Source organism: Cupriavidus sp. NPDC089707, from assembly GCF_044748965.1.
In the GTDB taxonomy this organism is placed as follows: Bacteria; Pseudomonadota; Gammaproteobacteria; order Burkholderiales; family Burkholderiaceae; genus Cupriavidus.
In genome coordinates, this window is sequence record NZ_JBIVHB010000025.1 from 1 (window position 1) to 14436 (window position 14436).

11 protein-coding genes are annotated in these 14436 nt (G+C 61.9%); 3 read left to right on the forward strand and 8 right to left on the reverse strand.

What is annotated here, in order from left to right; all coding sequences use genetic code 11:
• Positions 1-838 precede the first annotated feature (838 nt).
• The 7 genes from ACIP1U_RS27300 to ACIP1U_RS27330 form a co-directional block, all read right to left on the reverse strand.
• A protein-coding gene (locus ACIP1U_RS27300; RefSeq protein ID WP_400321905.1) for an IS630 family transposase occupies positions 839-1833 on the reverse strand; the annotation gives its coding sequence in 2 pieces (ribosomal slippage) (positions 839-1368 and positions 1368-1833; 996 coding nt in all).
• A gap of 741 nt (positions 1834-2574) precedes the next feature.
• Positions 2575-3759, reverse strand: a complete 1185-nt coding sequence (gene bktB, locus ACIP1U_RS27305) for a beta-ketothiolase BktB (RefSeq protein WP_400321907.1) — start codon at positions 3757-3759, stop codon at positions 2575-2577.
• Positions 3760-3793: 34 nt separating this feature from the next.
• Positions 3794-4648: a 3-hydroxybutyryl-CoA dehydrogenase gene (locus ACIP1U_RS27310; RefSeq protein ID WP_400321909.1), complete on the reverse strand. Its 855-nt coding sequence runs from the start codon at positions 4646-4648 to the stop codon at positions 3794-3796.
• Positions 4649-4743: 95 nt separating this feature from the next.
• Complete coding sequence (locus ACIP1U_RS27315) at positions 4744-5016, reverse strand: hypothetical protein (RefSeq protein WP_400321911.1); 273 nt, start codon at positions 5014-5016, stop codon at positions 4744-4746.
• On the reverse strand, positions 5010-5171 hold the full coding sequence (locus ACIP1U_RS27320) for a hypothetical protein (RefSeq protein WP_400321913.1): 162 nt from the start codon (positions 5169-5171) through the stop codon (positions 5010-5012). The genes ACIP1U_RS27315 and ACIP1U_RS27320 overlap by 7 nt, the downstream gene beginning before the upstream one ends.
• A gap of 157 nt (positions 5172-5328) precedes the next feature.
• Positions 5329-6210 carry a glyoxalase III HchA gene (gene hchA, locus ACIP1U_RS27325; RefSeq protein WP_400321914.1) on the reverse strand — a complete coding sequence of 294 codons (882 nt, stop codon included), beginning with the start codon at positions 6208-6210 and terminating at the stop codon, positions 5329-5331.
• Between the two features lie 193 nt (positions 6211-6403).
• Positions 6404-7363: an enoyl-CoA hydratase/isomerase family protein gene (locus ACIP1U_RS27330; protein WP_400321915.1), complete on the reverse strand. Its 960-nt coding sequence runs from the start codon at positions 7361-7363 to the stop codon at positions 6404-6406.
• Between the two features lie 1072 nt (positions 7364-8435).
• Here ACIP1U_RS27330 and ACIP1U_RS27335 point away from each other — a divergent pair.
• From ACIP1U_RS27335 to ACIP1U_RS27345, 3 genes are all read left to right on the forward strand, one after another.
• Entirely contained in the window at positions 8436-9209 is a 774-nt protein-coding gene (locus tag ACIP1U_RS27335) for an SDR family oxidoreductase (RefSeq protein WP_400321916.1), read from the forward strand.
• 85 nt (positions 9210-9294) lie between these two features.
• Positions 9295-12030, forward strand: a complete 2736-nt coding sequence (locus ACIP1U_RS27340) for a LuxR C-terminal-related transcriptional regulator (RefSeq protein WP_400321917.1) — start codon at positions 9295-9297, stop codon at positions 12028-12030.
• Between the two features lie 129 nt (positions 12031-12159).
• Entirely contained in the window at positions 12160-12414 is a 255-nt protein-coding gene (locus tag ACIP1U_RS27345; protein WP_400321919.1) for a hypothetical protein, read from the forward strand.
• Between the two features lie 846 nt (positions 12415-13260).
• On the opposite strand, the gene ACIP1U_RS27350 is transcribed toward ACIP1U_RS27345, so the two are convergent.
• Positions 13261-14280 (reverse strand): NAD(P)H-quinone oxidoreductase, encoded by a 1020-nt coding sequence (locus ACIP1U_RS27350; protein ID WP_400321922.1) that lies wholly within the window; start codon positions 14278-14280, stop codon positions 13261-13263.
• Positions 14281-14436: the final 156 nt, after the last annotated feature.

Below are 14436 nucleotides of genomic sequence, written 5' to 3' on the forward strand. Positions count from 1 at the left end.
CCGCACCCCGGGCTGGATCTCGCAGTGGGAAGAGATGATCACCGATCCGGAATACAAGATCGGCCGTCCGCGCCAGCTGTTCGTCGGCGCCGCCAGCCGCGAGGTACCGGAAATGAGCGCACGCTGAAGCGGTGGGAAAGGGCGGGCTCAAGCCAGTGACCGCCCTTGCTATCAATGGACGCGAGGCTGCCGCGTGTTCGCCGTACTGGGATCGGTTAGGACCGTCGGCATGCCGGCTGTACGGTGAACGTGACCGGCGCTGGTAACTGCTTTGGCGCAGCGTGCCGTGCCGAAGTCTTACCGACGCCTTTCGCGTTGCTGGCATTGCGGAGGCGCTGAGCACGCGAGAATCGGGTACAGTCTATCCGCTGCGTCGGCGATTCAGGTCAAGCAGCGCATTCTTCGAAAGAAGGTCTCTATCTTGCGTCTCACATCCGACAGGTGAGGGCGCTCATTCTGTTGGTTGTTTTACCTGATTTCGATTGACCCAGTCTTGGGGGCGGTAGAGTCAGAGTGAATGGGATTCTATTGCCGTAGAGAGAACGAAAGCGCTGTTGACCCGCATGATGCCTCCGTAGAATTCGATGGCGTCATCTGCGGGAGCCGTTGGTGTCTGCGCGGCCAAAAGAGAGGTTTGCGGCGCGCCATGTTTGCGCCGATAGGCGCGGCAGCCGTAGATGGCATGCTTACCAGCCTTTCCAGCACTACTGTCTATTTTTAATGGACCACATCGCGAATGGGTCCGATCGATGCCTGTATTGTGTCCAGATCGCCTCGCACTCACTGCATTGATATACCTGTGCCTCAGAAATTATTGATCTTTCCGTAAATCATGACATCACCACAACGTTGCCTGAACCCAGCACGCGGCGATGATCGAAGGCCGGTGTTGAGCGCTTTTGAGCTTGTTGCGGGCGACGGTATGCAACTCATTGAGGTTGTCGGGGCAGAAGTTCGCAATCGCATGACGCTTGAGCCATGCCCAGAGGTACTCAACTGGGTTGAGCTCGGGGCAGTACGGTGGCAGGAAGGTCATATGAATATGTCCCTCGAGAGAATCCAGGTATTCGCGGACCATTGCGGCGTGATGGGACCTGGCCCCATCCCAGATGATCAGCAACGGCTGCTTCAGATGCGCTTTGAGCGCCTTAAGAAACTCGACCACCTGTTCTTTCTTCACGCTGCCTTCGTACAGCCGAAACAGGTAGTTGGTGCGACTGAGGCCGGCGATGGCCGACACATGGTTCCAGTTGAAATGAAACTGGATAATAGGTGTTTGCCCCTTCGGCGCCCAGGTGCGCACACGCGTGGGCCGCTCGCTGATGCCAGTCTCGTCGATAAAGACAATCAATCGGCCTTCGCGCTGGGCTTTTTTTTAAGCGCGGGCCAGGTGTGGCGCTTCCAGTGGCGCACCGCGTCTTCGTCTCGCTCGATCGCGCGACGATCTGGCTTTTGCGCGCTGAAACCCAACGCCCCAAGAATGCGCCAGATTTGCGTTTGGCTGAACTCGACGCCATACGTGCGCTTGATGAGCGAACCGACGCGCTTGAGTGTCCATAGCTCGGTGCCAAAGCCATGCGCAGTCGGGCTTTGCAGCAACACCCCGCGCAACTCGGCCAATTGCTCCGGCTCGAGCTTGGCTGGGCGGCCTCGACCTGGCACAGCCCGTAGCGCATCAATTCCGCCTTCATCGAGCAGAGCTTTCCACGTGTACACCGTTTGTCGGGCTACCCCTACGGCCAATGCTACCTCGGCTGCTCGCTTGCCAGCCAACAGCATCCGACCAGCTCGCAAGCGCTTCTTCGTTGCATCGTCTAACGGCTTCTTCGACACGGCGCGTATCTCCAATCAACCCGTTAGAGATAAAACGCGCCAGCCCCGAATCCGTTGTCATGTTTTTTGTAAACCTCAATAGGCCATCGCCAACGCTGCGGAACTGTTTCCCGGAGAGTGGGCGAAGTGCGTTGTGACCATTGGCACAGCGCGAATCGCCATGGAGTTTCTCGCACAGGCTGCAGCGCTCAGAATGGAGCCACTTTGCGTCGGCTTCGCGTTTCCCATTGACGGCGGGGGCGGTATTGGCCAGACTGCTGCTTGACAACAGCTCGCTCATCTCAGAAATTTTGGCTACGCTGCTGTCATGTTTATGCATACGACGAACGGCTGCCCAGTAAAGGACCATGATGGAGTCAGATCCGGTCTGCATTGCAGCCTGTCTGCAACGTTCCCCTTGGCGACGTAGTGACAATCCGAACTCCGCTGCCGACGCAAAACATATGACCCGTCCACGAGCGTCGGACCGGTCGATTAGGGCGTCGATCAGAGCCGAAACGTGCGCCAGATAGTTTGCATCACCGTTGCTCACGCTGTTGATGGCATGGCCATGCACTCGCTCAGTTGTTGCACGAACCTCTTTTTGGAGTTTGACAAAGGCAATTGAACGCTCCCGGAAGGATTTGGTTGGACTTGGCATGGTGGCAATCTGATGTGGTTATCGGCTCGTCATTAAGTATGTGCTGCTGAAAATAGTAGGCTGAGGCAATGCCAGCATGTAAGGCTCGGCGAGGCAAGACCTCAGATCCGCTCAAAGATGGCGGCAATGCCCTGCCCGCCGCCGATGCACATCGTCACCAGCGCGTAGCGGCCCTGCACGCGTTGCAGTTCGTACAGCGCCTTCACCGTGATCAGCGCACCGGTGGCGCCAATCGGGTGGCCCAGCGAGATGCCCGAGCCGTTCGGGTTGACCTTGGCCGGATCCAGGCCGAGTGCCTTGGTCACGGCGCAGGCCTGCGCGGCGAAGGCTTCGTTGGCCTCGATCACGTCCAGGTCGGATACCTGCAGGCCGGCGCGTTCCAGCGCGATCCTGGTCGCCGGCACCGGGCCGATGCCCATGGTCTTGGGATCGACGCCGGCATGGCCGTACGACACGAGGCGCGCCAGCGGCTTCAGGCCGCGGCGCTCGGCCTCGGCACGCTCCATCATCACCACCGCGGCGGCGGCGTCGTTCAGGCCCGAGGCATTGCCGGCCGTGACGGTGCCGTTTTCCTTGACGAAGACCGGCTTGAGCTTGGTCATGTCGTCGATGGTGGCGTCATGGCGCACGTGCTCGTCAGTGTCGAACGTCACATCGCCCTTGCGGCCCTTGCTCACCACCGGGACGATCTGGTCCTTGAAATAGCCGGCCTTGATCGCGGCGGACGCGCGGCGGTGCGATTCCAGCGCGGCCTCGTCCTGCTGCGTGCGCGAGATGTCGTATTCCTTGGCCACATTCTCGGCCGTAACGCCCATGTGGATGCGGTGGAACGGGTCGTGCAGCGCGCCCAGCATCATGTCGACCAGGCCGGCATCGCCCATGCGGGCGCCCCAGCGGGCCGCCGGCGCCAGGTACGGCGCGCGGCTCATGCTTTCGGCCCCGCCACCGATGGCCACGTCGGCATCGCCCAGCAGGATGGTCTGCGCGGCGCTGACGATCGCCTGCAGGCCCGAGCCGCACAGGCGGTTCACGGCCAGCGCGGGCGCGTTGACCGAAACGCCACCGTTGACCGCGGCGACGCGGCCCAGGTACATGTCACGCGGCTCGGTCTGGATCACGTTGCCGAACACCACGTGGCCAACGTCGTCGCCGGACACCTGCGCACGGGCCAGCGCCTCGCGCACGACCAGCGCGCCCAGTTCTGCCGGCGCCACATCCTTCAGGCTGCCGCCAAAGGTTCCGATCGCGGTACGGACACCGCTCACCACTACGACTTCACGCGTCATGCTTTGTATCTCCGGTAGAGGGAGCAAGTAACGATTACTTGCTGTAGACGTACACACCGCGGCCGGTCTTGCGGCCGAGGTAGCCGGCGGCCACCATCTCGCGCATCAGCATCGCCGGACGGTACTTCGGATCGGCGAATTCGGTGTACAGCACTTCCATCACGGCCAGCATGGTGTCCAGGCCGATCATGTCGGCCAGCGCCAGCGGGCCGATCGGATGGTTGCAGCCCAGCTTCATGCCCTCGTCGATCTCTTCCGGCGAGGCCAGGCCTTCGCCCAGCACGCAGAAGGCTTCATTGATCATCGGGCACAGGATGCGGTTGACGACGAAGCCCGGGCTGTTCTTGACCGTGATCGGGTACTTGCCCAGTTCCCTGGCCAGCGCTTCCACGTCGGCGTGGGTGGCGTCGCTGGTCTGCAGGCCGCGGATCAGTTCGACCAGCGCCATCACCGGCACCGGGTTAAAGAAGTGCATGCCGATGAAGCGGTCGGCGCGCGAGGTCAACGCGGCCAGCTTGGTGATCGAGATCGACGAGGTGTTGGACGCGATAATCACGTTCTCGCCGACGATGCCGTCGATCTGCTTGAGGATCTTGACCTTCAGGTCGTAGTTCTCGGTGGCGGCCTCGATCACGATGTCGGTGGCCTTGAGGTCGTCATACGACGTGCTGCCCTTGATGCGCGCCAGTGCGTCCGCCTTCTGCGCCTCGGTCAGCTTTTCCTTCTTGATCAGCCGGTCCAGGCTGCCCGCCACGGTGGCTACGCCCTTCTGCACGGCGGCGTCGCTGATGTCGACCATCACCACGTTCAGGCCGACTACCGCGCAGGCCTGGGCGATGCCATTGCCCATGGTGCCGGCACCCACGATGCCCACTCTGCTGATTGCCATCTCGAAGTCTCTCGTGTTGTTGGATATTAAATCGTATTCTCACGGCCAGCTCCTTGCATTGGCAAAGGCTGCCCATTTATTAACAAAATCTGCCACTATGCGTTGCGCTTTACTGTAACTGCGCCCAGCAACCGTATGAGCTTTTTGCTTGCCCAATGCGCTTGCGGAGCAAGCGAATTCTTGGCCGCGGCGGTAGGTTCGGCCAGCTCGTTCATGGCCTGGATGTGCTCGAGGAAGCTTGGCGCCTCGCGGGGCCTTGGCCGTTTTGATTCCCGCTTCAATGCTTCAATTGTGCGTCCTGCTCGGTTGCTGAAGAGATCGTCAAGGCGGGCTCGGAGCGGCTCGTCCAACGCGTCGGAGATCAGCATGTGCGTTGGAGGCGCAGCTGAAACTGCTCCAGCGTCTGGGATACATGCACGCCAATGTCAGACGTGCCGCCGGAAATCGTCGCCCATACATCGGGAAAGGCGTTCAGCCGGCTTGCTTTTTCGATAGCGAGAATGGCGTCGAGGCGGGCTGCCATTTTAGTTGCAGAACTGAATAATCAAATTCAGGTTCCACCGGAAAGCCTTGCAGTGCGGGACGTATGAGACATCCCGCGCCGCAAGAGGCGAATCCATGTCTATGCAGGCAGTGCTAATAAAGCGCCCGAGCAGACACGATCTCTGATGGTGTGAGAACTAGCGCACATCTGCATTCTGCACTTCGTCCAGTAACGCGCGCGCAGCCAGCTTGCCAAGATTGTTGCCTGCAAAGGGACTGTCTCCCGTGAGAAGTTTCCGGTCCCGAAACGTGCTTCCATCAATTTTAGTGTTTACGATCTCGACTCCCATAGCCGCAAGTTTCTCGCCGAAGAACCAACGCAATGGACCGGGCATATAGCCAATGTCCGGCGTCTGCTTGTCCATGGCATCTGGGAATGCGCAGATGCGGTAGCCGCGAAAAAGATCTCCACCGTTGGGTTCGTCGACGCTGGCGGAAAGTAAGGCGGCAGGCCCGTGACACAGCGTGATGATGTACCGATCGTTTTGCATAGCCCACTGAAGGGTCGCCTTCATGTCCGCGCTGAAGGGTAGCCCCATCAGGGCACCATGTCCTCCAGGGATGAAAACGGCAATGTAGTTCGCATCCTTTTCCAAGGACTTTACCACGTCAGCAAGCTTAAGCGGCTGCTGGAATTTCTGCTCGTACTTCGCGTAGAGAGCCTTTATCTCGGCGTCTTCAGAAGGGAATGCCCACCATTCAAATTTGGTCGGATTGCCCGATAAGGTGGCAATGTCGAACTCGAAGCCTGCGCGGTCCAGGTGATACATCGGCAGGAGGGTCTCGACGGGATGGTTACCAGTCGAAAAGAAGGTACCGTCTCCAGTCAGGAGATAGCGCTCATCTGCCGCGACTAGTAATACTTTCCAGCGACCTCCCTGATAAGCGTCCGGATAGTCGGCATCCGCGAGGTTAGACTTCGGCGACGTAAATTGCGAAAGCGAGTAGGGCGAAGGAAAGAACGCCTTGCGCTCGGCTGGGTCAGGCGTCGGCTGCTTGCTGTCTGTTTGGGACGTCATGATAGGCTTCCTTCTAAAGGAAAATGGGTTTTAGAGCTCAGTTCCATCGGCTTCTACATAAAATGAGGGAAATCCCCCAATCACCAGCATGGGCTATGCATTCCGGCGCCTTGCTGTGTCCCTTACTTCCCGCTCGTATTAAACGCCTTCGCGCCACTTGCGGGTAACCCTCGTTCGGAGGCAGGTCGATTGCTTACTCGGCGGGCGGCAGCTTCGCGGACAGTTCAGGGAAGTGCAGTTCGCCTTCGTAGGTCTCGGCGCCGGCTTTGAGTATCGCCTTCACGCGCGCCTGTATCGCCTCGTTGGCTACGCAAAGATCGGCCTCGCGCGCTTCCACCAACAACCCTTCGGAGAAGGAGGTGTCCGATCCCATGTCCACGGCCGCTTTCATGTGGGCGATCGTGGTGGGGGGAAAGGTCGCAATGCGGCGTGCTAGCTTGTCCACGAATGGCCCCAGTTCCCCGGCCGGCAGCGCACTATTGATATAGCCGTAGTGGTCGGCCAGTTCCGCCGTGAAGTCTTCGCCGACCAACAGCACCTCGAGCGCGCGTGCGCGTCCCATGCGCCGTGGCAGGCGCTGTGTGTTGCCGCCGCCGGGAACGAGTCCGCAGACGACTTCCGGCTGGCCGAACACAGCCTTGTCGAGCGCGGCGAAACACATGTCCGCGGCCAGCGCGATCTCGCAGCCGCCGCCACGGGCGATGCCTTCGACCTTGGCGATCACAGCCTTGGGCATGTTACGCAGGCGCTCCCCGAGCATCTGGGTCAGGCGGAAGGTGCGTGTATTTGAAGTCGCCTTCGGCGCCGAGCCGACACGGTGCGGGCCGGAGTGCGCGATAAATAACTTCGGTAGGGCGCTCTGCAGGATGATGACGCGTACGCTCGCATCCTGTTCCAGTTGTCGGGTCAGCCGGTCGAACTCCTCCGACAGTACCTCATCAAGTAGGTTGAACGGCGGGTAGTTCAAAGTAACGGTGGCGACGCCGTAGGTCTGTGTAACCTGGATATGCTTGTAATCGGCGTAGTTCGCTCCGGCGTCGTGGGGTGGAGCGGAGCTTTCAGCCGCAGCCACGTCCTGGGCGAGCAACACACCCGGCGCGAATGTTGCAGCACCGATGGACTGGACGAACGAACGTCGTGAGATTGTCGGCATTGCAGGCTCCTTGGTTGAATTCATCTCGCACCTGCCGGGCCAGGCTCTGCCCGTAGTTCGCGGTGCAGTCGGGTGACGCGATTGCCCGCCACCGGCGCGCCTCGGTTTCCTCAGGCGCTGCGGATGTAGGTGACTACGTCAGCAATTTCGGCATCGCTGAAGCGAAATCGAAGGCAGACTCGTGAACGGCGTTGGGCGCGCCATCGGTCGCCGCCACAGTGCTTTTGGGAAGGCGAGATTCGTCATCAGATTGAAGAAGCAAGCTTCACCAACGCAATGATCCGCGCATTTTTGCCGCGTTTGCAAGGAGCCTCCCTAAGTGGGGGGGGCCAGTCAGGGTCCAGTCCAGGTCTTCAGCGATGGAGGCGCAATGCCGAAGCTGGCGTTCTGCTTTAGTCCCCGAGCTTTCGGCACAGCACAAACGATGCTCGGCACCATCGACGAAATGGCATCGTCGAGGCCCCCCCGCTTTCCCCCCCTCTGACGGTATCCCATGCCCTTGTGGCTTGACTTGCGTTTCGACGATCATCTATTACAGTCGTACCCGAATCTGGTCGGCTGATCCTAGTGAAGGAGAGCTAAGCATGAGTGGCAAGAAGATCCTCTTGTTCTGGGGGGCTTTAGAAGTATCCCGATATGGATCGGGCTACAGGCCTCTTGTTGGGCGAGACTGTTCACTTTGTCAAGATGGCTGACGGGCAGCGCGATCACGTCGACTCTGTGAACCCGAAAGGCGGCTATGCGCCTAATAATCCTCATGGCTTGCGGATGGCAGGATCCGTCGATTGGGAGTGATGCCGAAGGGGAGCTTTATGAGCCGGCTGGGTGCGACTCTGAAACCCAGCAAGGTCAAGCTCGATGTAGCTATTTGCTATGCCGGCCACTGACCGAAATGCTTGCCGTAGCGCCGAGTACACCAAGGCGCAGAAACCGTGGTGGTCGTTTGCGGTGGAAGATGCCGGCGTGATTGCCGGGCAGTACACAGCGCTCGGTGGCTGACCTGCTGCTGGCAGCGCTGAAGCAGTAACGGCTAACCGCCTCCCGGCTGGTCTGCGACTTCAGGAGCGTAGCGATGGGGAAGACCGTATTGGTAACCGGCGCCGGGAGCGGCTTTGGCAAAGGTGTGGCGCTGGGGCTCGCGCGCGGCGGTCATAACGTTATTGCCGGGGCGCAGATCTGGCCGCAGGTGACGGAGCTACGCAATGCGGCCGAGCTTGAGGGCGTCCGGCTGACGGTAATCAAGCTCGATGTCTTGGATGCGATCGACCGGCAGCGCGCGTTCCAACATGAGATCGATGTGCTGTTCAACAATGCCGGCATCATGGAAGCGGGGCCGGTGGCGGAGATTCCCATCGCGCTTGTGCGGCGGGTCTTCGAGACCAATGTGTTCGCGGCGCTCGAGTTGGCGCAGGGGTTTGCCAGGCAGATGATCGAGCGCGGCAGCGGCAAGATCGTGTGGACGTCCTCCGTCGCCGGTCTCGTCAAGGTTCCCTGGGTGGCGGCGTATGCGGCATCTAAGCATGCGGTCGAGGCGCTGTGCGCATCGATGCGCGAGGAGCTGAAGCCTTACGGGATCCAGGTCGCAACGGTGAATCCCGGTGCCTACCGCACGGGGTTCAACGATACCGGCATGGAAAGCATGGACCAATGGTGGGAAGACGGAAAGCAAGCAATGCGACCACGCGTGAAGCGTCCGCTGAATAACCAGCACGACCCGCAGGAAATGATTGATGCCATGATCGATGTCATCACCGCCGCGTCGCATCGCTATCGAACCATCAAGCCTGAGTCCGCCGCCGAGATGGTGCGCCGGGAGCAGGCGGACGAATGGGATGTGATCGTCTAGTGTGTCCCCGCGTAGTCAAGAAGCCTCCCGGATGACTCCGACAGCGCCCGTTGCTGCGGCGCAGCTGCCCCAATGGCGGCCAGCCTTGATCCTTACAAAGCTGGCGCCGCCGCGAACACGCCACTATATCCATCGTGAGCGTGCCATCGGGCAATTGCGCCCCGGCATGGAGCGTAAGCTTACGGTGCTGGTAGCCCCGGCCGGCTTTGGCAAGACGTCGTTGTTGAGTGAATGGACGAAGGTCATGGCGCAGGAAGGCTGCGCCGTTGGCTGGCTGAGCATCGACCGCGACGACGACGATCTCTTTCAGTTCGGTGCCTACCTGCTCGCTGCGGCAAGGGACGCTTGCAGGGAGGCCGGCGAGCCGATCCCGTGCCGCCTGGAGCCGGATCCGCTGGCGCCTGCAGACGCGATGTTTGGCGAGCTGCTCAATGCGGTCTCGGCGCTGCCCCGCCCGATGGTGCTGGTGCTGGATGATTTCGATCGACTGGTATCGCCTGCCATCCATGAGGCGGTGTTCCGGCTGCTGCGCTATGCGCCGGAGAACCTGCATCTGCTCGTCGCGGGGCGCAGCGAGCCGGCGTTTCCGCTGAGCTACTTCGAGGCCAGGGGCCAATTGCTGAAGCTGGACGCGGAAGCGCTGCGCTTTGACAGCGCGGAAACGCAGGCGTTTTTCTCGGCCGTTTCCGGCCGTGCCCTGAGCTCTGTGCAGACCGAGGCACTGCTGCAGGCGACGGAAGGCTGGGTGGCCGGCTTGCAGCTGGCGTCATTTGCATTGAGCGCGAACGAGCAGGCCGACGCTTTCGCCGAGCGCTTGCCGTTTGCCAGGCGCAGCATTGAAGCGTATCTGAACGAGAACGTGTTTGTTCACGTCCCCGAGCCGCTGCAGGCTTTTCTCCTTCAGACCGCGGTGCTGGACAGGATGTCGGTGCCCTTGTGCGATGCGGTGGCCGGCTCGACCGTGGCGCATGCCAGTTTCGAGTGGCTGATGGCACGAAATATGTTCGTCAGGCCGCTGGACGCCGAAGGCCAGTGGTACCGCTATCACGCGCTGTTTGCCGAATACCTGAGAAAGCGACTGGTGCGGGAGAGACCGCACGAAGTTGCCGGGCTGCATCGCCGGGCCAGTGAATGGTTTGCGGCGCAATCGCTCTGGGCGGAAGCCGTCAGGCACGCCCTGGCAGCCGGCGATGTCGATCGCGCCGCCGGCTGGGTTGAGCAATGCGCAATGAATCTGGTGGAGGCCAGCGATGTCCGTACGGTCCTGAGCTGGGTCGCGAAACTGCCCGCCGAGGCGGTGCACGGCCGGCTGCGCTTGCGCTTGGCGCATGCCTGGGCGCTCGCGCTGACGATGCAGACCGTTGCCGCGAAAGCGACATGGCAGGCGGTCGAGGATGACATCGGAACCGGGCGGCTGCCCCTGATCGAGGCCGTGCGCGTCGAGTTGCAGGCGGTCAAGGCGCTGATCGCGGGCCTGTCGGATGAGAGCCAACGCTCGCTGGAGTTGGGTCGCAAGGTCCTTGAGCTTGGCCCTGCAGCCGGCTCCTGGGCGGAGGGCATCGGGCTGACGACGCTGATTTTCGGGCTCAGCTATGCGTCCGGCTTCGACGAGGTCGAGCGCCTGCGGCGCACGCTTACCTTCGGCATCGGCGGGGACTCGCCCATCTATGCAACGGTGTACCGGCAGAGCATGGTCGGGCTCAGCCTGTTCGTGGAAGGCCGGCTGGGCGAGGCAGTCCAGACCCTGGAGGACGTGCTGCGCGAATCCAGCGAGCGCGCCGGCCCGCAGTCTGCCGCATCGGTACTCCCGGTCGGATACCTGGCTGCCATCCACTATGAATGGAATGATCTGGATCGGGTTGCGGATCTGCTGGAAGGGCGGCTCGAGATGGCGCTGCAGTCCTGCTCGCTGGGTCCCCTGGTTGGTTTCTGCGTGACGCTGGCGCGGCTGCGGCTGCTGGCTGGAAAGCAAGACGAAGCCTACCGGATCGTGGAAGACGCGGAAGCCGTTGCCAGGAGCCGCCAATGGCTGCGCATGGAGGTCGCGTGCAAGGCCGAGGCGATCCGGATCAGTATCCGCTCCGGCGACCTGGGCCGCGCCACGCGGATTGGCCACGAGCTGGAAGCGCTGGCAGGGCAGCTGCCAGCTACCTTGCAGGGCAGCTATCTAGAAACCTGGCAGCGCTTCCAGGTGGCGCATTGCCGTCTGCTGGTCGCACGTGGCCGGCCTGCGGAAGCCGTGCCAATTCTGCAGGGCGTGCATGCAGAACTGCGTGCCGCGGGCATGCAGTATCTTGGCACCCAGGTCTCTGTAGCGCTTGCTGTCGCGCTACAAAGTGCCGGACAGCGCGCGCAGGCCGTGCAGGCGATGCAGGCTGCGGTTGAGTATGGCCAGAAGAACGGCCTGCAGCGCGTGTTTCTCGACGCCGGGCCGGTGGCCCGGGACATCCTTGACGACCTGCGACAGCAGGAGGCGCTGCCGGCCGAGGTCGAGCCTTGGTATGTGGACGGGCTATGCGCCGGCTTGGATGCGCCGGCCAGCGCGGCGGATGTCGTGCGCGGTGCCTCCGAGGAATACCTGGCGGAGCCACTGGCTGCCAGCAGGCTGAGCGCCCGCGAGGTGGAAATCCTGGACTACGTGGCCAGAGGGCTGTCCAACAAGGAAATCGCCCGGGCCATCCGCGTCGCCCCGGAAACGGTGAAGTGGCACCTGAAGAATATCTTTGAGAAGCTGAAAGTGAATTCCCGCATCCAGGCTGTCCGCAGCGGTCTCGGCCGGGACCTGCCCAGGGTCACGGAACGAAGCGCGACGCGGACTTAGCTGCGGGCGCGAAGCCCGATCGCGAACAATCATTCCCTCTCATGTCCTTCCCAGCCATACCTGCGTTCTGCCGGCCGCATGGGCTCAGGGCGCGCATTCACCCTACAGGGCCCGATCCTGGTTACGTTCATGGCGGCAGCGAGTGTGCCGACCCCGATCTATGCACTCTACCGCGAGCAATGGGGGTTCTTCGTCATTTTGCTGACGGTTATCTTCGGCGTCTACGCGCTGAGCCTGCTGGCTGCCTTGCTGACCACCGACGCACTGTTCTATCTCGACCGGCGTCCGGTCATTCTCGCTGCGATGGCGCTGCAGGCCGTGGCGATCCTGCTGTTCCTTGTTGCCAACAGTGTCGCTACCCTAATGCTGGCGCGCATCATCTAGGGCGTTGCCACCGCCGGGCGCGCTGCTCAGTGGCATTCTCATGCAGTATCTGCCGTTCCCGCTACGTTCGGCATACGCCGTGCCGCTTGGGATCACGCTGCTGCAGGCGGCCTGGTGCTGCGCTTGCCGGAGACCATACCGCGCTGTGCCGGCGCGCTGGAGTCGTTGCGGCTAACCATTCGTGTCCCGGCTCAGGCTAGGATGGCGCTCATCTTGTCCTCGTCGATCAAAGTCGCAGTCTGGTCGATGAACGGCTTCTATCTCTCCCTCGGGCTAACGCTCGCCCCTAGCGTCACGGGCTCGCAGGCACCGTTGACGGGCGCCTTGCTGGTCTTCGTGCTGAGCATCAGCGCGGCGGCCGCGGTGCTGGCCGGACGTTCCCGGACGGCACGGCAGTCGATGATGGCGGGGGCGTTGTGCCTGATGACTGGCCTCGGCGTGACCTTGCTAGGGGCCGGACTGCGGGGCGTCGGCATCTTCTTCGCCAGCAAGACCATCGCCGGATTTGGGTTTGGGGCGGGTCTTGCGGGTGAGTGCCCTGCGTGCGGTAGCGCCGCTGGCGGCGCCCGAGGAACGATCGGCCCTGATGGCCGCATCCTTCGTGATTGGCTATCTGGCGCTGAGTGTCCCGGCAATCATTGCCGGCATCCTGACGCAGCGGCTCGGACTGATGACGGCAACGTACTGGATCGGCGGAGCACTGATTCTGCTTGCAGCGGTCGCGGCCGTGACCACCTTGTTCTGCCATCCACCCCAGCGCGGGCGTGGCGCGGGCCTGCCTCGGTGTCGCAGGCCGGGCACGGATGGCATCGTCAGTGCCCGGCCCGGGCCGCCTTGGTGTTGCAGTTACTGGCCCATTTTCAGCATGATCTTGCCGATGTGGGTGCCGGAGTCCATCAGCTCATGGGCTGCTCGCGCCTGCTCCAGCGCAAAGATCTGGTAGATCACCGGCTTGATCGCCCCCGATGCCATCAGCGGCCAGACCTGCGCCTCGAGCTCGCGGATGATCTCGGCCTTTTCCTCAGGCGTGCGCGAGCGCAAGGTCGAGCCGATATGGGTGAGGCGCTTGGTCAACATCGGGAACAGGTCGACTTCCTTGGCAACGCCCTTGATCACGCCAATCTGCACGATGCGCCCGTTAATGGCCGCAGCGGCGTAATTCCGGGGGACATAATCGCCGGCGATGATATCGACAACGACATCGACACCCTTGCCATCGGTGACGCGCATGACGGCTTCGACAAAATCCTCTTCCAGGTAATTGACCGCGTAATCAGCGCCGAGGGCCAGGCTGGCGTCGCGTTGCACGTCCGAGGCAACGGTGGTGATGATCTTGGCCGCCCCAAAAGCCTTGCTGAGCATGGTGGCCGTGGTACCGATCCCGGAGGCGCCGCCATGGATCAGGACGGTGTCGCCCCTGGTGAATTTGCCCCGCTGGAACAGGTTCAGCCAGACGGTCATGAACGTCTCGGGCATCGCGGCGGCTTCCACCAGCTCCAAGCCCTCGGGCAGGTGCAACGTATTGTGCTCGTTGGCGACACTATACTCGGCGTACCCACCCCCCGGAATCAGGGCGCAGACGAGGTCGCCGACCTTGAATCTGGTGACGCCTGGGCCAATTGCTGCCACCTCTCCAGCAACCTCGAGGCCCGGGATATCGGAGGCGCCGGGAGGGGGATCGTACAGGCCTTTGCGCTGAAACACGTCGGGGCCATTGATGCCCGCCGCCAGGTGGCGGATCAGCAGTTCGCCCGGGCCAGGCGTGGGCACCGGACGTCGCGTGGGAACCAGTACTTCCGGGCCGCCGGGATGCGTGATTTCGATGGCCGTCATGGTATCGGGGAGATGATGCGAAGGCGAATGCATGGATTTTCCTGATTAGCTTTTTAATGCCGGCGAGGACGTTCGTCATGGGGATTGCCGTCGCGGTTGAGGGAGTATAGGCAGCAGCAGTTTGATGATGTGATGCAGGTTTTCATGCCTGCCATGCAGAATCGCATCGGGCTTTTATAGGGCGTATAG